Raw genomic sequence first — 22,215 nt, forward strand, 5'->3', positions numbered from 1 at the left:
TGCCATCGGCTGGCCAAGACGTGGCAATTCCGTGGTGCCAGGGTGGCAGGACACTCCTCGTCTCAATCACGCCGTTCGCATTTCGAACCTCGGTTTCTCGAGTCGGATAGCAGCGGCGTGGGCCAGTGATGCGCAAAGATTGACGTGCAGTAGTGTGTCATGTACTAACATGGACGACGTTCTGGACGGTATGACCGAGGGGGTGCTAGTTGCCGACGCCGACTGGCGGATCACGAGGGCCAACGCCGTCGTAGAGGACCTCCTCGAGCGAGAACGCGACACGCTCATCGGGGCCGACATCAGGGACGTCTTCCCCCGTTCGGCCGCATCGACCTTCCACGAACACTTCGGCGGCGATACCCCGGAACGGGCCGCGATCTCCTTCGAAGAGTACTTTCCGGAACTCGCCGTCTGGCTCCGCGTCCGGACGACCGTGATGGGTGAGTCCCTCGCAGTCTACCATCGAGACATCACCGATCGGAAGGAACTCGAGCGCGAACGCGAGGATCGGGAGGCGGAACTCGCGCGCCTCGATCGAATCAACGACATCATTCAGCAGATCATTCGAGACCTCGTGGGCGCAACGACCCGAGAGGAGGTCGAACGGATGGTCTGTGAACGACTGGCGGCGACCGACCTGTACGAATTCACGTGGATCGGCGACCGCGAGATGACGGGCGACCAGGTTGCACCACGAACTGCGGCCGGCGAATACGACGGGATTCTCGATCTCGTCATCGAGGGCGGTGCCGACGCAGCCACGGGACCGGAGTACACGGCGATGCAAACTGGCGAGACGCGAATCGTGCGTCATCTCGTCGACGACGAATCGGTTCCCGAACCGGTCCGACGAGAAGCGTTCGCTCGCGGATTGCAGTCCAGCATCGCCGTCCCGCTCCGATACGGCGATACCACCTACGGAGTGGTGGGCGTCTATGCGACCCGCCCGGACGCCTTCAGTGAACGAGAGCAGGAGAGTCTGGAAACGCTCGGCGTCGCGACCGGGTTCGTCATCAACGCGACTCGTCAGCGGAATCTCCTGCTCTCGGATACGGTCATCGAACTGTCGTTCCGTCTCACCGACCCCGACGTCTTCTTCGTCGCGGCGTCCGCACAACTCGACTGTACGCTCGTCGTCGAGGGGATCGTCCCGCTGGACGAGGCATCGCTGCTCTGCTACGTCCGCATCGAGGGTGCCGATCCCGATCCCCTCCTCGAAATGGTCGAACCCCGAGACGGCGTCGACGCCGGTCGCGTCGTCCACACCGCGACGGACGAGGGGGGGTTCGTCGAGATCACGGTGTCCGCTAGTTCGGCAGCCCTCGTTCTGGTTACCCACGCCGCACCCATCAGAACGGCCGAGTTCGACCGCGGGACCGGTCTGATCGTTGCGGAACTGGCACCGAGTGGTGACGTCCGAGAGGTCGTCGAAGCCCTCGGTGAGGCCTTTCCGCAGTCCGAATTGCTCTCGAAGCGCGAACACGAACGGCCGGTCGAGACGGCCCAGGAGTTCCGTAGCACGCTCCACGAACGCCTCACCGACCGCCAGCGAAACGCGCTCCAGACCGCGTACCACGGCGGGTACTTCGAATCGCCTCGTGACAGCACTGCCGAGGAACTCGCCGAGACGCTCGGCATCAGTTCGCCGACGCTCCACTATCACCTTCGGGCGGGACAGAAGAAGCTCCTCAACGCCTTCTTCGACGAGAACACGGAGTACAAACGACCGGCGGCGATCGATGACCAGCAACCGAGACAAAACAGATGACCGATGGGAACGCTCACGAGGATGGCGATCGTTCGCGGCGGCGGGAGAGTACCCGCTCGCCGACGTCCCCGCTGCTCGCCGACGGTGGCCAGTCGCGACGACTCTTTCGAGCCTTTCCCGACCCGCTTCTCTACTACGAGATCGAACAGGACGCGGCCGTTGTGCGCGCGGTCAATCCCGCATACGAGCGGCACTTCGACGTCGACGAAGCGGCGATCACGGGCGACCGACTCCGCTCTCAGCTGCGGCTCGAGACGGCCGAGAGCGACCCGGACCCGGGCTGGATATCGATGAGCGACACGGGCGACGCAACCCGTTCGGACGACACCGATGATCCAGACACGACAATCCATCTCGACGACATTCTTCCGCGGATCACTGCGGGCGAGCGGGTCACCGTCGAACTTCGTCGCGGAGCGGACGGTGACCGGCGTCATTTCCGTCTCGAATCGATCCCGCCTCGAGACGAGGACGCTGGCGGTTATCTCGTCTACATCCCCATCACCGAGTTGAGACGGCAGACGGAGACCCTCAGAACGCGAGTCGATCGGCTCGAGCGAGTCATGCGAACCACGGCCCACGATATCAGAAACCCACTGGAGGTTGCGACGATCCGTCTCGAGGCGGCTCGCGATACGGGTGAGGAGGTGCACTTCGAGAAGGTCGAGCGAGCGCTCGACCGGATTCAACGACTGATTCAGGACGTGCTCTCGGTCGGTGGCGGGGAAACCGATCCGAGCGAGAGCGTTGCCCTCGAGAGCATTGCCGAGGCGGCGTGGTCGACCGTCGAGACGGCCGACGCCACGCTCGCCCTCGCGGACGACCTCCCGACTATCGAAGCCGACACCGACGCCCTGCAGCAGGTTTTCGAGAACTTGTTCCGAAACGCGGTCGAACACGGGGGTCGGGACGTAACGGTGACGGTCGGCAGTCTCCCCGACGGGTTTTACGTTGCCGACGACGGTCCGGGGATCCCCGGATCGGAGCGCGACCGCGTGTTCGAACCCGGCTATTCGACCGCAGACGATAACACGGGTCTCGGGTTAGCGATCGTCCAGCAAGTCGCCGACGATCACGGCTGGCAAGTCGCGCTCGAGACCGGTGAGACCGGTGGTGCCCGCTTCGAATTCAGCGGGGTCGTGGCCGATGACTGCCCGTAACCTGCACGGGATTCTCGCCGCCGGTCGGAGCCCTCATCCTTCCCCCCGGTTGATCGTCGTGAACGTCTCGACCATCTCCTCGAAATTCTCGCGGGGGACGTCCAGTCCCTCTCGAAGTTTCGCCGCCCGCCGTTGCATTCGAACGTATTCGCTCGATTCCTCGAGCTGTTCCGGGGTGTGTTCGGTCTCGAGGACAGCCAGTTTCGCAGTGAGGCTGAAGAACTCCGAGAGGGGATCGTCGTAGGACGCGGCCTCGACCTGTTGGTCGACCGCTGCGAACATATCGCTCTTATCGATCGGCTTGCAGAGATAGTCGTCGAACGGCATATCGACGATATCGAAGCCGGGATTCACGGCCGTGACCATGATGACCTGACAGTCGTATCCCCGGTCCCGAATCTCCGTTAACACCTTGTCGCCGGAGAACGGCATCCGCCGGTCCAACAACACTACGTCGACGGTATCGTCCATCGCCGCTAACGCCTCCTCGCCACCGTACGCCGTCCGAACGTCGTCGTACCGCTGGCGGAGACGGAGCGCATACGCGTCTGTCACTTCCGGCTCGTCGTCGACGACGAGTACGGTCGGGTCCTGGGGGCTATCCATGCTAACGAATGTCTTGATATAGTTGGCCCGTCACCGCATTATAGCTTTCCCGTCCCCGGCCAACGCGGCTTCGATCGGCGAGCGTCCGTTCGTTGACGTGTACGTGGTGGGTATTTGTTCCCATTGGTACCAATACTCAATGTGGGCGTGAGATTACGGACGAAATTCGTCATCGTCGTCGTCGCGATCACGCTCGTGGTGAGCGGCTCGGTCTACGTCGCCCTCGAGTCGTACAAAAGCGACGCAGTGGCCGAAGAACGAGTGCGTACCAACGAGACGGCCACGCTCGTCGCCGATCAGATCGACGCGTCGATCTGGGATCATCGGGATCACGTCGGTCTGGTCGCGTCACGGCCACAGGCCCGGCAGTTCAACGAGAGCGGCCAGTTCCTCGATTCGTTCGTCGCGAACTCCCGGTTCTATGCCGCCCAGACCATTTCCCCGAACGGAACCGTCGTCGACTTCCGTGGCGATATCTCGGCCGAACAGCGGCAGTCGGTAATCGGGTCCGATCGAAACCAGACTCCCTACGTGCAGCGGGCGCTCCGGGGGGAAACGTACGTGAGCGATGCCGAATACGTTCCTCGAGCCAATAAGTCAGTGCTCGTATTCAGTGCCCCTATCCTGAACGGCTCGGCGGTCGAGGGTGCCATCGTGGCCGCCATGTATCTCGACCGGCAGACGATCTTTCGGATGCTGCCGCCACTCGAGACGAGCTCCCAGACGGTCGAGATCGTCGGAGACGGGGAGGTACTCGACGATAGCGATCAGACGTTCGCGGACTCCGTTCAGAGCTCGTCGACGATCGAATCGACCGGCTGGCAGGTCACCGTCACGCAAGACCGGACTGCACTGAACGATCGGTTGCGTGAGTTAGCTACGTTTCAGGCGCTGATACTGGGACTCGTTCTGGCGGTGATGCTCGGATTCGGCTACTGGCAGTATTCCGTGAGCCTTCGCCAGACAGAGCGCCTGCTCGACGGGTTCTCCAACCTCGGCGACGGAAACTACGACTACTCGGTATCGCTGAGCGGCGGGACGGAGTGGGAACAGATGAGCGACGGCTTCAACGAGCTAGCGGACACGCTGCACGAACGGGAGACGGAACTGCGAAAACGGCAGCAGCGTCTCGAAGTGCTCTACCGTGTCCTGCAGCATAACCTGCGCAACCGGATCAGCGTCATCCTCAACTACGCGGACGTTATCGACGACGAGACCACGAACGAGACGGTGCGCGACGCGGCACAGACTATCCTCGATACCGGCTGGGAAGTCACGAACCTGAGCCAAAAAGCCCGACAGATCAACAACGCTATCGAGGCCGACCTGGACCGGAAGCCGATCGAACTCACCTCACTGGTCTCCGACGTGGTCGCTGATCTCCGCGAGGCACACCCTCGCGTTAGCATGACCACGTCGCTGCCGGATACAGCATGGGGTATCGCGCTTCCCTCGTTCCGACTGGCAATCGAGAACGTCTGTGAAAACGCCTGTGAACACAACGATAGCGCCGAGCCCTGGGTCGAAGTAGCGATTACGATCCTCGAGTCGACGGATGCGGAACTCGACGGAGACGAAAGCGACGTCCCCGACGAAAACGGGAACTGGGTCCGCGTCACCGTCGCGGACAACGGCCCCGGCATTCCGGAGCAGGACCGGGCCGCCATCACCGAGGGCCGTGAGACGGCGCTCGAGCACGGGAGCGGACTCGGACTCTGGCTGGCGTACTGGATCGTCGACAACTCCGGCGGTGAGCTCCGATTCGCGGACAACGATCCGCGCGGCTCGATCGTCACCATCGACATACCGCGCGCGCCGCCGGCCGAGCGCGACGAGGTGTCGACGCCGATGCGTCTGTCTGAATAGCGTCGGTGCCCCGACCTGGGCTCTTCTAGATGGCTAGGACCACTGCCGCGAGCGGCGTCGTAATAGTGAGTTGCGGGTTCTTCGACGCAGGCGGGTCTGGAACTACACGCGATCGAGAGGGCAAACCCATGGCTGAAACCGACAGACGCGATTCGGACACGACCGTTACCGAGACGACGCTGACCGACAAGCAACGGCGAATTCTCCAATACCTCCGCGAGAAGGGGGAGACGAACACCTACTTCAAGTCCCGTCACATCGGCGACGAACTCGGCATGACCGCCAAGGAAGTCGGCGCGAACATGACCGCCATCCTCGACGGCGAGTTCGACGTGGCCGTCGAGAAGTGGGGCTACTCCTCGTCGACCACGTGGAAGGTCACGACCTGATCCCGAGACGCTCGGTACCGACCGTCCGCCTTCTTTCGCTGCGAGAGTCCCTCGCTGGTCGGACCATCGTTCTCCCTTCCACGGAGCGACTCGAGCGAGAAGACTCTCGTACGGAGGCGAAACGCGAACGAAGCTCCTCGAGTCGACGGCGCGCCGATATAGGCAAGCCCGGTCGAAACGAGGCGGCGCCGTCAGCGGCACTTCAGGGAGCGCGTCTTCACTGTGACTCACTGGTGGACAACGCCCAGTATCGTCCGGCGCGGTGCGCACCCTCTAGATACTGAGACTCACCGTTCAGTCCGACGGTTATGTATTGAGAACCTGATTCTTCGGGGAACGCGATCGGAGGTCGAAGTGGAGTGACGAGGAAACACCGATGAGAGAACGCGATCCGAGCGATTCGATTTCGAGACGTAACGTCCTCAAAACAGTTGGTGGAAGCTTCGCCGGCGCATCGTTACTCGCCGGGCGGAGCGCCGCGCAGGAGGCTGCCGAAGTCGAACCCGTCACGTTCGATGTCGAGTGTGAGCGCGACGGCGGACAGGGCAATCGCGCCGGCAGAGTCCACCTCGCCAACGAGCCTGGGTTCACCGATGTCAGACCGTGGATCGAAGCGCGCGTCGAGGCGGTGAACGGTTCGTACCGCAGATCGATCGTCCTCGGACCCGGTGCGAGCACGTCCGCGGTTTCGGGGCTCGAGAACGGGACCTACACCGTCGGGACGTACTTCGATCCGGATTCCGAGGGTCACTTCGACCCGGACAGCGCGGACCCCGTACTGGCCGCCGAAGAGACCTTCCAGGTCGACTGTCCGGGGCCGTACGAGTTCGACCTGGCGTTCGAATCTCGTCCGGCCGTGGTCGGCGAGACGGTGCGCATCGACGCCGTTCCGTCTCGACCCCCCGAACGCGGCTTCAACTACTACTGGGATTTCGAGGCGGGCGAGTCCGACGGGATCAGCGGCGATCCGACCACCCGAGAGGCGACCGACGAGCCGCAGGTGGAGTACGTGTACGACGAGCCCGGCGAGTACGAGGTCGAACTGACCGTCGAGTTCCTGGACGAGTCGGAACTGACCGTGTCGGAAGTACTGACCGTCGTCGATCCCGACTTGCTGACCCCGCCGAGGAGACAGCCGGATCCGACGAGGGCGGTTCTCTCCGGAGAGTAATACGCATACGACCACGAGAGACGGACGATCGGCGAATACGTCTCTCGAAGCGGCTCCGTTCTTCCCGGTATTCGTGATCCGGAGTGGCGGCTTCCCGGTGAATGCCCCTCTCCGATGCTGGTTCGTCTCGGTCTGATCGGTCGGAACCGTCGTCCGTTCTCCCGTGACGGTCTGCCGGACCAGTCGGGGCACACCGACTGGATGCGCGGTGGACGGAGCGCCCGGTCAGACAGTCCACGATGGATTTCCCTGCTCGTTCTCGAGTGTGCACACCGACAGAAATCGCGGCTCGTAGACGCCGTCCACGTGGACGTGAACGGACGAGCTATGCGTTTGTGGAGAGCTGTCAGCAGACTCGATTCGACCGGCAATCCGGGCGTCCCTCTATCGTTGCTGAGAGCAGTGTCCGTAACGGTCGCAGCGACCCGTAATCAGCTGGATTGGCCCCTCGAGCGATCAGTGGCAGTAGCGTCGGACGTCTCTCCGGGCCCGCAGTGACCGGACCCCGCTTGCACCGGCGAGTCGCCGCGCTCTACAACGACCGCTCCGTTCATCCGGAGCGTTCGGACTGCTGTCCGGCCGCTCGAGCGTGCGGTGGCCCCGTCTCGAGCACATCGCCGACGCTGTCGGTCACCTCGATACCGATACAGCGCCTCGTGCACCGGACTCGTCACCGGCGCGGGGCTGATCGGTGGTCACTGTCGACGCGACGGCTCGGAAGATCGGGCAGTTACTCCGCGATAAAATTCGACTGATTCGGTTTCGGTCGGATCGATCTGTGTCGGCCCCGACTCGGTATCTCCCGAGAAGATCGCGGGCACTGTCTCCTCGAGAGCCACTGGTGACGGCCGCTCTCATCGGCTACCGACCACGTCCTCGACGGTGACTCACCTGTGGCGGCGTCCGCCGAATCGTGACCCCCGTCTCGAGGTCGCTGCCGCGTTGCCTTCGATGAATCGGCGACGACCGGCTACTCGAAGCGCTCGTCCGGAGCGCTCGTCGTGGCAGTGATCGCCGTTCGTCACGATCCGTTCCTGCTCGAGCAGGGGTCCTCGGCCGTCGAGTGTTCGTCGCGGTCGGTCCGACTGCAGTCTCGGACTGCCGAGACCGGTTCGTCGGCCGACTCGGTCGAGGCGAACGCGATGACCAGTTCACCCTCGGTCGGCACGGTCGTATTGCCTTCTGTCGTCCCGCTCACGGTACTGGTCGACGTACCGGTCGGCGAGACGTCGACGGAGGACACCTGGCCCGTGTACGAGACGTCTTCGGGAGCGACGAACCTGACGACGGTCTCGTTGCAGTCGATGGTTATCGACGGACCGGCAGTCGCGTTCGTCTCGTTCGCCCCCGGTAGTTCTCCACACTGTTCGGACGCTGTGAGTCTCGTCTCTCCCGTCGACTCGTCAGTGACGAACGCGTACACGACTTCGGTCCCGCTAAACTCGGTGGTCGTGTTCCCGGAGAGCGGGGTCCGACTTGACGAGTTCGTACTGGTGCCCGACTGAGTCACGTTCACGGCCGAAACCGTAAGGCCGTACTCGTAGTCCTCCGGAGCAGTTACCCGCACCTGACTCGTGTCACAGTCGATATCGATGGTCGCATCGTCGCTGTCCGTTTCGTTTGTCATGCTCGTTGGAGCGTCGTTTGCGGGACCGCTCCCTATTCTCGGCAGACCAAGTGCGGGCACACCCGCAACTGCGAGTACCAGCACGATGGCCGTGGCCGCAGGCGCCAGGCGGCGGGCCGTACAGCGCACGCTGGGGATACCCCGATATTCGATCGCCGTGAATGGTTTCCTCTTCGTCATCGTCGTTGGCCTCTTGCTCTCGGGTCCGGAGTCACTCCTCGATCGCAGCCTGTTCCTAGCCAGGGCCTGGCTTCGCCCTGGACGCGGACTCGTTCGTTCGTGCGTTAGCCCTGAGTGACGGTAGCCGTGTTACGCTGGCTGATGGAAGCGTCGTTGTTCTTCCCGTCTTGATCAACGGTAGCCGTGTTGCGCTGGTTGACAGTCGCGTCGTTGTTCTTCCCGTCCTGATCGACGATGGCTTTGTTGCGCTGATCGACGTCAGCAGTGTTCTTCTTTCCGTCCTGATCGACGGTGGCTTTGTTGCGCTGGTTGACAGTCGCGTCGTTGTTCTTCCCGTCCTGATCGACGATAGCTTTGTTGCGCTGATCGACGTCAGCAGTGTTCTTCTTTCCGTTCTGGAAGACGCCGGCTTTGTTGCGCTGGTCGATATCAGCGTCGTTCTTGTAGCCGTCTTGGAAGACGCCGGCTTTGTTGCGCTGGTCGACGTCAGCGTCGTTCTTGTAGCCGTCTTGGAAGACGCCGGCTTTGTTGCGCTGGTCGACGTCAGCGTCGTTCTTATAGCCGTCCTGGAAGACGCCGGCTTTGTTGCGCTGGTCGACGTCAGCGTCGTTCTTGAAGCCCTCTTGGAATACCTTAGCCCTGTTGCGCTGGTCGACATCGGCGTCATTCAGGTAACCGTCCTGGAAGACGTCGGCATCGTTGTACTGGCCGACATCAGCATCGTTGCAGCTAGCGGTACAGTCATCCGGGTATGCGAACGCACTGCCGCTCATTACGACGCCGACGAGCGCCGCAGCGAACACCAGTGCGACTAGTGTGCGTAGGGTACGTTTCATTGTCGTATCATCCGAGTTTCTCTCGAAACTCTGCGTGAATCAAGGCCCGCACTTCTTGAAGAACCAGCCTCTCAATATGCTAATCGGCGGGTGTAACGGTGAACCTAGCTATCTAGAGGGACGACTACACTCCCGCCGGGCGACTCCAGTCGTTCCTGGACAGGGTCTCTGAGCCTGACCCGCATCGAGGGTCGCACCCCCGTCACGCTGACAGCCATTGCGTCAGCGTCCTTCCGCGGATACGACCGTCACGGTTCCGACGAAATGGTCGTTGACGTACATCTCGTAGGTCCCGGGATCGGCGAACGACTGTGTAAAGAACGCTTGCCGGCTGCCACTCGGCGCGATCGAGAGCTCCCGGCGGTCGACGACGGTATCGTCGCGGATGAGTCCCACGGTGTATGTCCCGTCAGCACTGCCGACGTTAGTGACGCGGACCACGACGTTCGTGCTTTCTCCGACTCGAATTTCGGTGACTCGCACGACCGCGTCATCGATTCGGAACTTCGCCTGCTGGATCCCGGTTGCGAAGTCCAACAGTCCGGGTGACTCCGCCTCGAAGAAGTAATGTGTCCGGCCTGCGCCGACGAGTTCCGTCGGAAGTTCGATCCAGTTCCCGTCGGAGCGCGTATAGAGCGAAACGTCGTCTGGGCCGGTCTCGTTCCCTGCTAACTGGTCCCTTCTCACGCGGAAATTGATGGTGACATTCCGGAGATCCTCGTCGGCAATCGTACTGTTCATCGAAACGAACGCGACGTCCTCGGTTCCATCGGCGAGATCGAACGGAGGATCCCCCTCGAATTGGTCGTCGCTTTTCGTGACGTTGATCGAGAAATCACCGCTCTGCCGAGGGGTGAAGGTGAACGAATCGATCGCCATGGGATCGTCCCGGGTGAGCGGCCACGAAATATTGATCGACTGTGACGTGTTCGCTCGTGCGTTCTCGATGGTCGCGTTTACGATCGTCCGATCGGCCAGTACGGTCGACGGAGAGACGTCGGCCACTATCTCCGTATTGGTGAGCCAGACGTTACGTTGTGGCTCGTCGGGATCGTCACTCAGGACGTGCATAGTCGCGAATCGTGGCCTCGGTTCCGTCTGATCGAATGTCACTGTGACCGATCGGCTCTGGTTCGGTTCGATCCTGAGCGGACCGCTGACAGCCGATTCGAAGACGCGACTGTCGGGACCGACTATTCGCAACGCTTGCAGCGTTAGCGGGGCAGTCCCGTTGTTCGTTATCGTGAGCGTCTCCGTCGCTTGCTCGTCCGTCACGTTCGCGAACTGGAGCGTCTCCGGACGGACGTCGATGTCCGGGGCCACTCCGGTCCCGGCCAGGTCGAACATAATCGGTGGGCCGTCGGCACGCTCGAGACGTAGGGTCGCGAGGTGGGGCCCGTCACTCTCGGGAGCGAAAGTCACTGCGATGCGGCGCGACGTCCCGGGCGCGCTCGTCGTCTCGCTCACGTCGGTGATTCGGAACGCTTCGGAATCCTCGCCGACGATCGCCAGATCGGTCACGGGGGCCGTCTCACCGGTCGTGACGCGAAACGCCTGCGTTGCGTTCGACCCCACGGTGACCCGACCGAAATCGTGCGACTGCTGAGTGGCGAACGCGTCGCGTTCGGCGCGTCGTCTGGTTTCGGGCCGTTCGATCGTCACCCTTTCGCCGAGTCCGTCGGAAAGAGTACCGCCAGCATCGTCCGGGTGGTCCCGAGCGACGCCGGTCGGCGGTGACCTCGAGTCGTAGCCGTTCGCTCCGCCAGTCGGCCAGACGACGGCACTAGCCGGTGCAGCCGTCACCGAGAGGACTGTGAAACAGAGCAAGAGCAGCCTCGGTTCGCGTCCGGCAATCGAGACCATTGGTAGCATTCACCACAGTGCGGCCCTACGCTCAATCCGCTCTTATAGTCACTGGTGTGTTGGAGTACCGAGGGATCCGGAGTACGAAATCGATCGGGAAAGCGTTAGAATCGAAGACCGTCTCGGACCGGCATTCGCCGATCGTGACTCGGGACCGACTTCGATTCCGACTCCGACCGCTATCACAGCCAGCGCTCTCGTCGCGCGTCCACCCGTCAGTCCGTCGCACGGACATGGAACGTTCCAGTCGATCCCTCGAAGACCCCACCTCTCAATAGGGGAATCGGCCGTCGTACCGGTGGACTAGCTGTCTAGACGCGCTCGAGTGGGTTCGACTCTCGCCTATCTAGAGTGGCACGTTTCCGTGGTGTGGGTCCAGTACTCGAGTGGAGGGAACACAGATGACCGATACGCGCGACCCCAAACAGTTCGACAACAGCCTCGACTCGTCGATCCCGTCGACACACAGCGTGATCGAACTCTGCGGCGAGACTCTCGTCTACGACCGCGAGAACCCGGATCGGTGGATTCAGGCGTCAGAGAGCGTCTCACTCGACGAGTGTCGGTGAGTGCCGGAACTCCCGAGACGTTCGTTGTCTCCTCGAGGTGCGACTGACCCGTTTGCTACCTGGTAGTCACGGGACGGATCGGCGACAGCAAGACGGGGCAGGATCAGTGACAGTAGACGGCGCGGGATCGGCGATGACCGCGCTTTAGAGACGCACACCCGAAGCGCAGAGCGAGACGGGACTACTGACGGGACTGTGTGACTCGTTTTAGCCGAGCTCTTCGTCCAGAATCAGCCGGGTCTTCGTACTCACCACCTCTTCTTGGTCGCGAGCTTTCGTGATGAGATCGTTGACGCCGCGCGTGTCCGCGGCGTCGACGACGAGGACGACGTCCTGCTCGCCCGACACCATCCAGACGAAGTCGACCTCGTCCCACTCGGCCATCCGCTCGGAGACGGCCTTGGTGTCGACATCGACCGCGACGCTGATCTCGAGCATCGCCTGAACGTTGCCCGTGCGGGTCGAGATCGTGAAGCGCTCGATGACGTCGTCGTCCATCATGCGCTCGACGCGGTTGCGGACGGTGCCCTCGCTTGTCCCCACCTCGTCTGCGATCTCGGTGTACGGCGTTCGGGCGTCGCGCCGGAGGATATCGAGGATCTGTCGGTCCAGGTCGTCCATGGAGATACGTACCTACGTGTGACCCGCACTTACAGATTACGAAAATCGTAACTGAGCTTCGAAGACAACACTTATGGGGGTCCATCCGATACGTAGATCGTAATGACGGAAGCCTACGTCGCACTGGAAGACGGCCGCGTACTCGAGGGACGTGGTCGTGCTCCGGGGACAGCTCGCGGTGAACTCGTTTTCACGACAGCGTACACGGGCTACGAGGAGAGCCTGACCGACCCCTCCTACGAGGAGCAGGTCCTGACCTTCTCGTACCCACTGATCGGCAACTACGGCGTCCGCGAGGAGCGGTTCGAGGACGATCGCGTCCATCCCCGCGCCGCGCTGGCCAAGGAGTTCACTGAGGACGTCGCCGAGTGGCTCGAGAGCGAAGGCGTCCCGGCGGTCGACCACCTAGACACCCGAGATGTCGTCACCACGATCCGTGACGGCGGCGCCATGAAGTGCGGCATCGCCGTCGGCGAGGACGTCACCGAGGAGGACGCACTCGAGCAACTCGAGCAGTGTAAATCGATGAGCGACCACACCGACATCGGCGCGCAGGTCAGCGTCGACGAACCCGAAGTCCACGGCGCGGACAACGACGGCGAGACGGTCGCCCTCGTCGACTGCGGCGCGAAGGGCTCGATCGTCGACTCGCTGCTCGAGCGCGACGCGACGGTCCACGTCCTGCCCTACGACGCGAGCGTCGAAGACGTCGAGGCCGTCGACCCCGACCTCCTGTTCGTCTCGAACGGTCCCGGCGACCCGGTCAACTTCGGGCAGGCGATCTCGCTCGTCGAGGCGTTCGTCGAGGACACGCCCGTCGCCGGCATCTGTCTCGGCCAGCAGATCGTCGCCGAGGCCCTCGGCGGCACCACCGAGAAGATGACCTTCGGCCACCGCGGCGTCAACCAGCCCGTCCTCGACCTCGAGTCCGGACAGGTCGTCATGACCACCCAGAACCACGGCTACACGGTCGCCGACCCCGGTGACCACCTCGAGGTCACCCAGATCAACGTCAACGACGACACGCCCGAGGGGATCGACGGCATCGAGTACGACGTGATCACCCGCCAGTACCACCCCGAAGCGAACCCCGGCCCCGAAGACACCCTCGACTTCTTCGACGACGTGCTCGCCATGGCTTCCGGGCGAGCGGACACGCGAGCGGTTCCCGCCGACGACTGATCGGCACCCGCCGATTCGAATTCTTGCGTTTCACTGCCACCGACCAGCGGCGGCCGTCGACCGCGACTGATCATCCGTTCTCGACGCCAGACGAACAGACTCGAGCGACCGCGCTTCGCTCCCGGCGCTCAGTCGCCACCCGACTCCGTCTCGACGAGGCCGTCGGCGTACTCGAGAATCGCGTCGTCGTCGACGGCCTCGAGCAACACGTCGTCGTCGAGCGCGGCCGCGAGCCGCCGCTGGCCGCGTTCGGCGCGCTCGGTCGCGGTCTCCGCGTCGACGAAGGTCGCGTCGCGATCGTCGGCGTAGCGCTCGGCGAGCCGGCGGACCGTCTCGGCCTCGTAGTCGTCGGGTGCACTCTCCTCGAACAGTTCGACCCAGCGCTCGAGGTCGGTCCACTCGTCCCGCCGGTTCTCGGCCTTGCGCCGCCAGTCGTAGTGGGGGGCGAATTTGCCCCAGTACCCTTCGTCCGCACGCAGTTCCCGGAGCAGCGTCCGGGCGACCGTCGCGCCGTGGCCGGCCGCGATGATCGCCTGATCGCCACACCCCGCGAGCGGCCCGGCGACGTAGAGCCCGTCGACGGGCGTCCGACCGTCGGAGTCGGGATAGTCGCGGTCGAACCGCTCGCTGGACTCGCCGTCGCGGTCCTCGGTGACGAACATCCCGCCCTCGGCGGCCAGCCCGCGGAGGTACGAGCCGTCGTACTTCGTCGCGGCGATCACGTGTCGGGCCGTGATCGGATCGCCGTCCTGGGGCTCGAGCCGAAAGCCGCCGGCCTCGAGCGCCGTCACCGACTCGATCAGGTCGTCCTCGATTCGACAGCCCGCCGTCGCGGCGTGGTCGCGCGCCAACTCGAGGAACGTCTCGGGGTCGACCGCGGGGAAGCCGAGGTAGTTCTCGAGGGAGGCACACCGACGCAGCGAGGAGGGGCCGCGATCGAAGAGCACGGTCTCGAGGCCCGCGCGGGCGGTGAAGACGCCGGCCGAACAGCCGGCCGGGCCGCCGCCGATTACGGCGACTGCGGCGTCGAACTCGTCCTCACCGTCCATCGTCGCTCCCTCGCGCTGCCCCCACCGGTGGCAAGCGTCGATCTGATTCTCGTCTCGCGCTCATGTGGTTTAGGCTGACCTAATAATCCAAAAGGCATTCGGTTGGAAGCCGATCGGCTGGCCGAGGGTTGCGTTCGACGCCGCCGCGATCACTCGCCGAACGCGTACGTGACTGTCACGCTGGCGCTGACGCTGACCGGTTCCGCGTCGATCTCCGTCGGCGGCGCGTCGCCCGCCGCGTCGCCGCTGGCCATCGCCTCCTGCCGGACGGGATGGACCTGTACACCGCCGGTCGTGACGGCCGTCGTCCCCTCGAGGCTGACGCCGCGGTTGTCGGCGATGTGTGCCGCTTCCGCGTCGGCGTTAGCGAGCGCCGCGTCGATCGCGTCCTTTCGGAGTTCGGCGCGCGTCTCCTCCTGGAGCGTGAAGTTCACGTAGCCCACATCGTCGGCCCCCGCCGCGACCGCCGCGTCGATGACCTCACCGACGCGGTCGACATCTGTCAGCGTCACCTCGAACGAGTGGGTTCCCTCGAATCCCGCCTCCTCGCCGGTACGCCTGCGGACGGGAGAGATCCGGTACTGCCCTTCCTCGACGTTTTCCTCGGGAATGCCGAGTTCGTCGAACGTCGCGCGGAGTTGCTCGGCTCCCGTCGCCAGTTCGTCGGTGACGGCCTCGGCGCTCTCGCCGCTGGCCTCGACGCCGACACTGACGATCGCCCGGTCCGGTTCCGCTTCGACCTCGCCGTTGGCGCTGACCGTGATCTCTCCCCGACCAGCGCTCTGATTGCCGTCCGAGCCGGAGTCGGCGGTGCTGAGCGGGCTTCCCGCACAGCCCGCAACCGTCGCTGCGAGTCCGACCGTCGATGCCGCGAGGAACTGTCGTCGATCCATACTCGTCCGTCACGGGGAACGGAGAAAAACGCCCCCCAAGCTCAAACGGCCCTTTGAGCCTGCACGGACTCGCTGCCGACCGAACCGATTCGGGACAAGCCGTACCCCGGTTCTCCCGAATGTATCGCCGCATGGACTCGAGTCTCGAATCCGCGGCCGACGTCGACGCCGCCGAGCGCGTCGACGAACTGATCGGCGAGACGCCCCTGTTGCGACTGGACGCCTTCGCAGACAACTGCTTCGGGAAAGTCGAAGCGGCGAACCCCTACTCGGTCAAGGATCGGATCGCGCAAGCGATCGTCGACGCCGCCGAGCGCGAGGGGTCACTCGAGCCCGGCGGCACCGTCATCGAATCGACCAGCGGCAACACCGGGATCGGCCTCGCGGCCGTCTCCGCGGCGCGGGGCTACGACTGCGTGCTGACGATGCCGGAATCGATGTCGGTCGAGCGCCGCCAACTCCTGCGGGCGCTGGGGGCCGATCTCGAGCTCACCCCCGCCGGGGACGGGATGGGCGGGGCCAACGAGCGCGCCGCGGAACTCGCCGCCGACCGCGAGGACGCGATCCTGGCCCGACAGTTCGAGAACGAGGCCAACCCGGCGGCCCACCGGGAGACGACGGGGCCGGAGATCTGGGCGGCCACCGACGGCGCGGTCGACGCGGTCGTCGCCGGCGTCGGCACCGGCGGGACGATCACCGGGGTCTCGGAGTACGTGAAAGAAGAGCAGGGCAAGACCGAATTCACGTCCGTCGCGGTCGAACCCGCCGAGTCGCCGACCCTCTCCGAACTGAGCTCCGCCGGTCACGACATCCAGGGCATCGGCCCCGGGTTCGTTCCCGACATCCTTCGGACCGAACTCGTCGACGAGGTCCGCGCCGTCGAGGCGAGCGAGGCCAGGGACGCGGCCCGAAAGCTGGGCCGCAGCGAAGGGTTGCTCGTCGGTATTTCGTCGGGCGCGGCGCTCGCTGCGGGAGCCGAATACGCGGCCGAGCACCCGGACGAACTGGTCGTCGTCGTCCTCCCCGACACCGGCGAGCGCTACCTCTCGACCGACCTCTACGACCTCGAGTAGCACGGCGGACTCTCCCGAAACGGGCCACACGTCATCTCGCTGCCGTCGTCAGATCTCTCCGTTGCGGATGACCATGATCTTCACGCGGCGAACGCCGTCGAAGTCGCGGAGGCGATAGGTGAGGTCGCGGACCCGTTCGGCCGGTCCGCGACAGAACAGCGACTCGAGACACCACTCGCCCTGATGGGTGTGGCTCGTGTTGAGGATCACGTCCTGATACTCGTGCTGGACCGTGTGTAGCTCCCGAATTACGTCGTGGTGGCGGTAGTCGAAGCCGACGAGCGCGACGATTTCTCCGGTGGTGTCCTCGAGCCGCAAGTGGGCTTCGATGTACTCCTGCATCGCCTCCCTGACCGCTCGAGACCGGTTGTCGATGCCTTGCTCGCGCCAGATCCGATCGAACTCCTCGAGGACCTCGTCCGGGACGTTGAACGACGTTCGCATATCTCCGTTACCGTCGCGTCTCCACAAGAGTCCCCTGTATGATCGAACCCCCGTTTCGGTAGTAACAACGGTTAACCGTCCCGTCGCACTCGACTCGAGACAGGATGATCCACGGCGACGCGCTGGGGCTGCTCACCGGTGCCGTCGCGCTCGGTGCCGTCCACGGCATCGAACCCGGTCACGGCTGGCCGGTCGCGGCGTCGTACGCGCTCGACAGGGGGAACGAGTGGGCGTACGGCTTCGCGGCGAGTCTCATCATCGGCGTCGGCCACCTCGTGAGCAGCATCGCGATGGTCGCGGTGTTCTTCTACGCGAAGGACTATTTCGCCCTCACACAGCTCAACGAGCCGATCACCGTCCTCGATAGCGTCCAGATCGGCGGACCGGTGAGTCTCGTGGCCGGCGTCTTGCTTATCGCACTCGGCGTCCGCGAGTACCGCCACGGCCACACGCACGGGAGCCACGCCGACGAGCACGAACACGATTCCCCTGACGCCGACCGCGTCGCCGATCACCGTCACGGTTCCGACCACGAGCACTCGCACGACCACGGACATGCACACGATCACGATTCGCGCGGCGATCTCGAGCACGACGCCGACCGCGGCCTGTTCGGCATCGCGTGGTTCGCGTTCGTCCTCGGATTCGCACACGAAGAGGAGTTCGAGATCATCGCGCTCTGTGCCGGGTCGACCCACTGCCTCGAGCTAATGAGCGCCTACGCGATCACGGTCGTCTTCGGTATCGTCGGGCTGACGATGCTCCTGATCGCGGGCTATCAGCGCTCCGAGGAGACCGTCGAGCAGTATGCGCCGTACCTTCCCGTCTTCTCCGCCGCCGTCCTCGTCGTCATGGGCGTCGGCTTCGTCGTCGGTCTGTTCTGAACCCGCCGCCGCTCGGGTATCGGCAGCACGTTCTTCCTCACCGACCGTTAAGAGCGTCGCCCGCAACCACCTCTCATGGAATCCGTTGGCAATGGACTCGCAGCGATCGAGTGGGACGACCACCGCGCCGACGTCTACCTCTCGAGACCGGACAAGCGCAACGCTATGACCGTCCCGCTCATGCAGGATCTGATCGAGGCTTTCGAGCGGGTCGACGCGAACGACGATATCCGTGCGGCGACCCTCCTCGGCGAAGGCCCCGTCTTCTCCGCCGGGATGGACCTGAACATGATGCGCGACCGCGTCGAACCCGACGCCGAGATCGACCGCGACGTCTTCCCCACGGTCCTCGACACGATCGAGGAGATTCGCCAGCCGGTCGTCGCCGGCATCAAGCGGGCCGCGCCCGCGGGTGCGTTCGAACTCACGCTCCCCTGCGATTTCCGCGTGATCGGCCGGGACGCGACGTACGGCCTGCTCGAGATCAAACTCGGCACCTTCCCCCACGGCGGCGGCACCCAGCGCCTGCCCCGGCTGGTCGGTCTCTCGAAGGCCAAGGAGATCGTCCTGACTGGCGAGTTCGTCGACCCCGAGGACGCCGCCGAGATGGGACTGGTTCACGAGGTCGTCGACGCCGACGCGGTCGACGAGCGAGCGAAAGCTTTCGCCGACAGGCTCTGTGAGAACGCGCCGCTCGGCCTTCGAAACGGGAAACAGGCGCTCAACGCCGCCTTCGATATGCCCCTCGAGCAGGGACTCGAGTACGAACGCCAGCTCGGCCACGAACTCGACGACACGCACGACTACCGGGAAGGGTTCGAGGCGCGACTCGAGGACAGAGAACCGGAGTTCCGCGGCGAGTGAGCGCCCGCGTGCCGTTCGCTGTCGCGGCAGATCACCGCCGGTCGTAGATCTGGACCGCCCGGTCGTGGCGCGCCGAGAGGCCGTGTGGATTACGCCGCTTCGAGCGGTCGGCGTACCGGGCGCGAAGCCCGTCTAACAACCCGCGTGCGACGTTTCTGCTCACGTCAGTGCCGTCGGAGAGCCAGTCCGTCGGCGTCGCGTCGCCCGAGGCGAGTCGGCGAGCGGCGGCGATGCCGTCTCGGACGGCGCTGTTTCCGGTCCGGACGACGACGCTCGGTCGCGGCCCGTAATTTTTCGCGAGCCGGTACGCCATCGACCGGTAGGTCTCCCCCCAGTCGGGATCGGCTCGACCGCCGTCGGTTCCGACCTCACAGCGGGCGGCCATCGCGGCGTCCCAGGATACCTCGTAGCCGAGATCCGCCGCGCGGTGGGCGCAGTCGCGCTCGCCGGCCGCCTCGAGATACTCGTCGAACCCGTCCAGGGTCTCGAGGACCGGCCGCTCGAAGGCGACGTTGTCGCCGTGAAACTGCGTCACCGTTCGGCCGCCGACCCGCTGTGGGGACCGGAGTTCGCTCCCGCCGGGGCCGCCGGTGACGGGACCGGTGACGATGTTCGCCCCGTCGCCGATCCCCTCGTTGATGGCCGGATACCAGCTGTGATCGATCGCGTACTCGCCGTCGAGGAAGGCGACGACGTCGCGGGTCGCCTGCTCGAGGCCGGCGTTCCGGGAGACGCCGGCGTTTCGCTCGGAGATCTCGACGAGGACGTCGACGTCGTCGCGCTCGCGCACGACGCCGGTCGTCCCGTCCGAGGAGGGGCCGTTGACGACGATGATCTCCGTCGACGACGGCGTCCGCTCCTCGAGGGCGTCGAGACACGACAGCAACCGCTCCCGGTCGTTGAGCGTCGACACGACTACCGAGAGCTCCATACCGCCCGTTAGGGGCTCCTGATAGTAAATAGATGGGATTTCTGCCGGTTCGCTCAGCGGACGCGTGCGTCCCAGTACGACACCGAGGCGAGGTGGTCTGTGACCGGGAGTTCGCCGACCGCTTCGTCGACCGCGCGTAGCGGCGACGCCAACCCGTTGGGGATCGACCGGTAGAGTCCGTACGGCAGGAGGAAGTCGTCTTCGACGTCCTCGAGGGTCAGTTCCGTCTTCGCGAGCAGGACGGCGACTTCGCTCTTCGAGTAGAGCCGCGACCCCATCGGGAGCGCCCAGTTGTAGACGCTACGCGTGGAGAAGCGATTGAACGTATCGAAGACGATCTGATCGCGCGAGACGCGTCGCATCTCCCGCAGGAACGCCTCCGGATCGTCCGCGAGGTGGAAAAACCGCATCGCGACGACGGTATCGAAGTGATCGTCCGGAAACGGCAGCCGACCCGCGTCGCCACGGAGGAACTCGAGCGTTCCCTCGGTCTTGGCGTTTCGCGCCTTCCGCCGTCCCTGCTGTAACATTGCCGCCGAGATGTCCAGTCCGACGACGTCCGCCCCCTGATGGGCGAGCATGAGGGTAAACCGCCCGGTACCACAGGCGATCTCGAGGATCGACCGATCCTCGACGGGCATGATCGCCTCGAGAACGGCCTCCTTCTCCCGGCGGTCGATCAGTTGTCCGCCCCGAGAGAACCGCTTGTCGTCGTATTCCTCGGCGACATCATCGGCTTGGTACCACTCCTGTCCTTTCACACTGGGCGAAGCTACTGTCCCGATGGGATAAAACGATACTGGAGTCCGCCCGCGACTGACCACCGGAACCGAATTCGGATTCGGCCGGTCACGGTAGTGAGGGGGGTCGAAATACGGTGTTGACGTTCTGTGTTAATACCTCATTCATACACCTTATACAAACTGGATTATTCGTATCTGAATATAGGGAAGCTTTACCATCACCGATTCCGCTCACGTAGGTATGAGCACGAGTACAGCCGAGGACCGTGGCGCTGCCGCCGAGGAAACGCTTTCCGAGGACGAATACCGCGACCGACTCCGCGAACTGCCGCCGAGCGCGAAGCTCGTCGCGAAAGTGCTAGAGACCGATTCGCCGCTCTCACAGGGCCAGCTCGCCGAGGAATCGCTGCTTCCCGACCGCACCGTTCGCTACGCGCTCAACCGACTCGAGGACGTCGGCCTCGTCGGCTCGCGGTACAGCTTCCGCGACGCCCGCAAGCAGGTCTACTTCCTCAAGCGCTGATCGTCTCGACTGTTTCCGAGCTGCGGTCCGCCACTCGGGGGGACGGGTGGGCCGACCGGGATCGTCGCTGTCGATACATCCTTTTCGGTCCGATTGCATTGTCCACGTATGCACGTGAGCCGTTGTGTCGTCCCAGTTGCCACGCGCGCGCCAAGCGGCGACACCAACGCCTATTTGCTTCGGGGGACCTCCGAGTCATCGCGTGACGACGAGCGGCGACGCCGTGAGTCCGGGACCGCTCCCACAGTCCTCGTCGATCCGGCGGCGCGGACGGACGATCTCGACCGACTGGTTTCCGAGCACGCCGTCGAGCACGTCCTCGTCACCCACACCCACCCCGATCACGTCGGTGCCGTCACCGAGTACGCCGCCGAGACGGATGCCACGGTCTGGGCCCGGTACGGCCGAACCGACCGGTTTCGCGATGCCACGGGCTGTGAGCCCGACCGTACGTTCGTGCCGGGAACGACTATTCCGCTCGGCGACGAGCGCGTTCGCGTCCTCGATACGCCCGGCCACGCCCCGGACCACGTCGCCCTCGAGGCCGGCCGCGGCGGCCCAGTCCTGTGTGGCGACTGCGCCGTCCGCGAGGGCAGCGTCGTCGTCGGCGCGCCCGAAGGCGATATGCGCGCGTACGTGACGACACTGCGTCGGCTCTGGGCGCGGAACCCGCCGGCGCTCTACCCCGGCCACGGCCCGGAAATCGACGCTCCCCGGGGGACCCTCGAGCGACTGCTCACCCACCGCGCCGACCGCGAGGAACGGGTGCTCGAGGCCGTCCGTGCGGGTGCCGAGACGCTCGATGCGATCCTCGACGGCGCGTACGACAAGGACCTCTCGGGCGTCCGTGACCTCGCGCGGGCGACGGTCCGCGCCCACCTCGAGAAACTCGCCGTCGAGGGACGGGTCGCGTGGAACGGTGAGCGGGCGACGCCGCCCGCGGGCGACTGACTTTTCCGCGTCGACCGCCTCC

Annotated in this window: 22 protein-coding genes; 12 read left to right on the top strand and 10 right to left on the bottom strand. The window is 64.5% G+C overall.

Features of this window, described 5'->3' with window-relative positions; genetic code table 11:
- Window positions 1–169 precede the first annotated feature (169 nt).
- On the top strand, window positions 170–1,768 hold the full coding sequence (locus tag NDO75_RS00310) for a bacterio-opsin activator domain-containing protein (protein WP_310904068.1): 1,599 nt from the start codon (window positions 170–172) through the stop codon (window positions 1,766–1,768).
- Complete coding sequence (locus NDO75_RS00315; RefSeq protein WP_310904069.1) at window positions 1,765–2,928, top strand: HAMP domain-containing sensor histidine kinase; 1,164 nt, start codon at window positions 1,765–1,767, stop codon at window positions 2,926–2,928. The genes NDO75_RS00310 and NDO75_RS00315 overlap by 4 nt, the downstream gene beginning before the upstream one ends.
- Before the next feature lie 33 nt (window positions 2,929–2,961).
- Here NDO75_RS00315 and NDO75_RS00320 read toward each other — a convergent pair whose 3' ends face one another.
- Window positions 2,962–3,534 carry a HalX domain-containing protein gene (locus NDO75_RS00320; RefSeq protein WP_310904071.1) on the bottom strand — a complete coding sequence of 191 codons (573 nt, stop codon included), beginning with the start codon at window positions 3,532–3,534 and terminating at the stop codon, window positions 2,962–2,964.
- 141 nt (window positions 3,535–3,675) lie between these two features.
- Here NDO75_RS00320 and NDO75_RS00325 point away from each other — a divergent pair, with 141 nt between their 5' ends.
- The 3 genes from NDO75_RS00325 (at window position 3,676) to NDO75_RS00335 (ending at window position 6,960) form a co-directional block, all read left to right on the top strand.
- Window positions 3,676–5,400, top strand: coding sequence for a sensor histidine kinase (locus tag NDO75_RS00325; RefSeq protein ID WP_310904072.1), 1,725 nt, complete (start codon window positions 3,676–3,678; stop codon window positions 5,398–5,400).
- Between the two features lie 128 nt (window positions 5,401–5,528).
- Window positions 5,529–5,789, top strand: a complete 261-nt coding sequence (locus NDO75_RS00330; protein ID WP_310904073.1) for a hypothetical protein — start codon at window positions 5,529–5,531, stop codon at window positions 5,787–5,789.
- A 376-nt stretch (window positions 5,790–6,165) separates the two neighbouring features.
- Window positions 6,166–6,960, top strand: coding sequence for a PKD domain-containing protein (locus tag NDO75_RS00335; RefSeq protein WP_310904074.1), 795 nt, complete (start codon window positions 6,166–6,168; stop codon window positions 6,958–6,960).
- A 1,021-nt stretch (window positions 6,961–7,981) separates the two neighbouring features.
- Here NDO75_RS00335 and NDO75_RS00340 read toward each other — a convergent pair.
- The 3 genes from NDO75_RS00340 to NDO75_RS00350 form a co-directional block, all read right to left on the bottom strand.
- Window positions 7,982–8,587, bottom strand: a complete 606-nt coding sequence (locus NDO75_RS00340; RefSeq protein WP_310904075.1) for a hypothetical protein — start codon at window positions 8,585–8,587, stop codon at window positions 7,982–7,984.
- 284 nt (window positions 8,588–8,871) lie between these two features.
- On the bottom strand, window positions 8,872–9,603 hold the full coding sequence (locus tag NDO75_RS00345) for a curlin (RefSeq protein WP_310904077.1): 732 nt from the start codon (window positions 9,601–9,603) through the stop codon (window positions 8,872–8,874).
- A 222-nt stretch (window positions 9,604–9,825) separates the two neighbouring features.
- Window positions 9,826–11,466: a choice-of-anchor D domain-containing protein gene (locus tag NDO75_RS00350; protein ID WP_310904078.1), complete on the bottom strand. Its 1,641-nt coding sequence runs from the start codon at window positions 11,464–11,466 to the stop codon at window positions 9,826–9,828.
- A 401-nt stretch (window positions 11,467–11,867) separates the two neighbouring features.
- Here NDO75_RS00350 and NDO75_RS00355 point away from each other — a divergent pair, with 401 nt between their 5' ends.
- Window positions 11,868–12,035 carry a hypothetical protein gene (locus tag NDO75_RS00355; RefSeq protein WP_310904080.1) on the top strand — a complete coding sequence of 56 codons (168 nt, stop codon included), beginning with the start codon at window positions 11,868–11,870 and terminating at the stop codon, window positions 12,033–12,035.
- Window positions 12,036–12,242: 207 nt separating this feature from the next.
- Here NDO75_RS00355 and NDO75_RS00360 read toward each other — a convergent pair whose 3' ends face one another.
- Entirely contained in the window at window positions 12,243–12,656 is a 414-nt protein-coding gene (locus tag NDO75_RS00360) for an Lrp/AsnC family transcriptional regulator (protein ID WP_097381398.1), read from the bottom strand.
- A gap of 102 nt (window positions 12,657–12,758) precedes the next feature.
- Here NDO75_RS00360 and carA point away from each other — a divergent pair, with 102 nt between their 5' ends.
- Entirely contained in the window at window positions 12,759–13,838 is a 1,080-nt protein-coding gene (carA, locus tag NDO75_RS00365; RefSeq protein ID WP_310904081.1) for a glutamine-hydrolyzing carbamoyl-phosphate synthase small subunit, read from the top strand.
- Window positions 13,839–13,966: 128 nt separating this feature from the next.
- Here carA and NDO75_RS00370 read toward each other — a convergent pair whose 3' ends face one another.
- Both NDO75_RS00370 and NDO75_RS00375 read right to left on the bottom strand, forming a co-directional pair.
- A complete protein-coding gene (locus NDO75_RS00370) occupies window positions 13,967–14,887 on the bottom strand; it encodes an FAD-dependent oxidoreductase (RefSeq protein ID WP_310904082.1) in 921 nt (306 codons plus the stop codon).
- A 149-nt stretch (window positions 14,888–15,036) separates the two neighbouring features.
- Window positions 15,037–15,780 (bottom strand): SIMPL domain-containing protein, encoded by a 744-nt coding sequence (locus NDO75_RS00375; protein ID WP_310904083.1) that lies wholly within the window; start codon window positions 15,778–15,780, stop codon window positions 15,037–15,039.
- 131 nt (window positions 15,781–15,911) lie between these two features.
- On the opposite strand from NDO75_RS00375, the gene cysK reads away from it, so the two are divergent.
- Complete coding sequence (gene cysK / locus NDO75_RS00380) at window positions 15,912–16,853, top strand: cysteine synthase A (RefSeq protein ID WP_310904084.1); 942 nt, start codon at window positions 15,912–15,914, stop codon at window positions 16,851–16,853.
- A gap of 48 nt (window positions 16,854–16,901) precedes the next feature.
- Here cysK and NDO75_RS00385 read toward each other — a convergent pair whose 3' ends face one another.
- Window positions 16,902–17,297 carry a ribbon-helix-helix protein, CopG family gene (locus NDO75_RS00385; protein WP_310904085.1) on the bottom strand — a complete coding sequence of 132 codons (396 nt, stop codon included), beginning with the start codon at window positions 17,295–17,297 and terminating at the stop codon, window positions 16,902–16,904.
- Between the two features lie 104 nt (window positions 17,298–17,401).
- On the opposite strand from NDO75_RS00385, the gene NDO75_RS00390 reads away from it, so the two are divergent.
- Together NDO75_RS00390 and NDO75_RS00395 are read left to right on the top strand one after the other, a co-directional pair.
- Window positions 17,402–18,181: a hypothetical protein gene (locus NDO75_RS00390; protein ID WP_310904087.1), complete on the top strand. Its 780-nt coding sequence runs from the start codon at window positions 17,402–17,404 to the stop codon at window positions 18,179–18,181.
- 75 nt (window positions 18,182–18,256) lie between these two features.
- The gene (locus NDO75_RS00395) at window positions 18,257–19,045 is read left to right on the top strand and encodes an enoyl-CoA hydratase/isomerase family protein (protein WP_310904088.1); all 789 of its coding nucleotides are present in this window, start codon (window positions 18,257–18,259) and stop codon (window positions 19,043–19,045) included.
- 31 nt (window positions 19,046–19,076) lie between these two features.
- Here NDO75_RS00395 and NDO75_RS00400 read toward each other — a convergent pair whose 3' ends face one another.
- Complete coding sequence (locus NDO75_RS00400; protein WP_310904090.1) at window positions 19,077–19,976, bottom strand: glycosyltransferase; 900 nt, start codon at window positions 19,974–19,976, stop codon at window positions 19,077–19,079.
- Between the two features lie 53 nt (window positions 19,977–20,029).
- Entirely contained in the window at window positions 20,030–20,737 is a 708-nt protein-coding gene (locus tag NDO75_RS00405) for a class I SAM-dependent methyltransferase (RefSeq protein ID WP_310904091.1), read from the bottom strand.
- A 223-nt stretch (window positions 20,738–20,960) separates the two neighbouring features.
- On the opposite strand from NDO75_RS00405, the gene NDO75_RS00410 reads away from it, so the two are divergent.
- The gene (locus tag NDO75_RS00410; protein WP_310904092.1) at window positions 20,961–21,242 is read left to right on the top strand and encodes a helix-turn-helix domain-containing protein; all 282 of its coding nucleotides are present in this window, start codon (window positions 20,961–20,963) and stop codon (window positions 21,240–21,242) included.
- Between the two features lie 108 nt (window positions 21,243–21,350).
- Window positions 21,351–22,193: an MBL fold metallo-hydrolase gene (locus NDO75_RS00415; RefSeq protein WP_310904094.1), complete on the top strand. Its 843-nt coding sequence runs from the start codon at window positions 21,351–21,353 to the stop codon at window positions 22,191–22,193.
- The last annotated feature ends 22 nt before the right edge of the window (window positions 22,194–22,215 follow it).

Source organism: Natrinema sp. 1APR25-10V2 (assembly GCF_031626495.1).
Classification (GTDB): Archaea; Halobacteriota; Halobacteria; order Halobacteriales; family Natrialbaceae; genus Natrinema.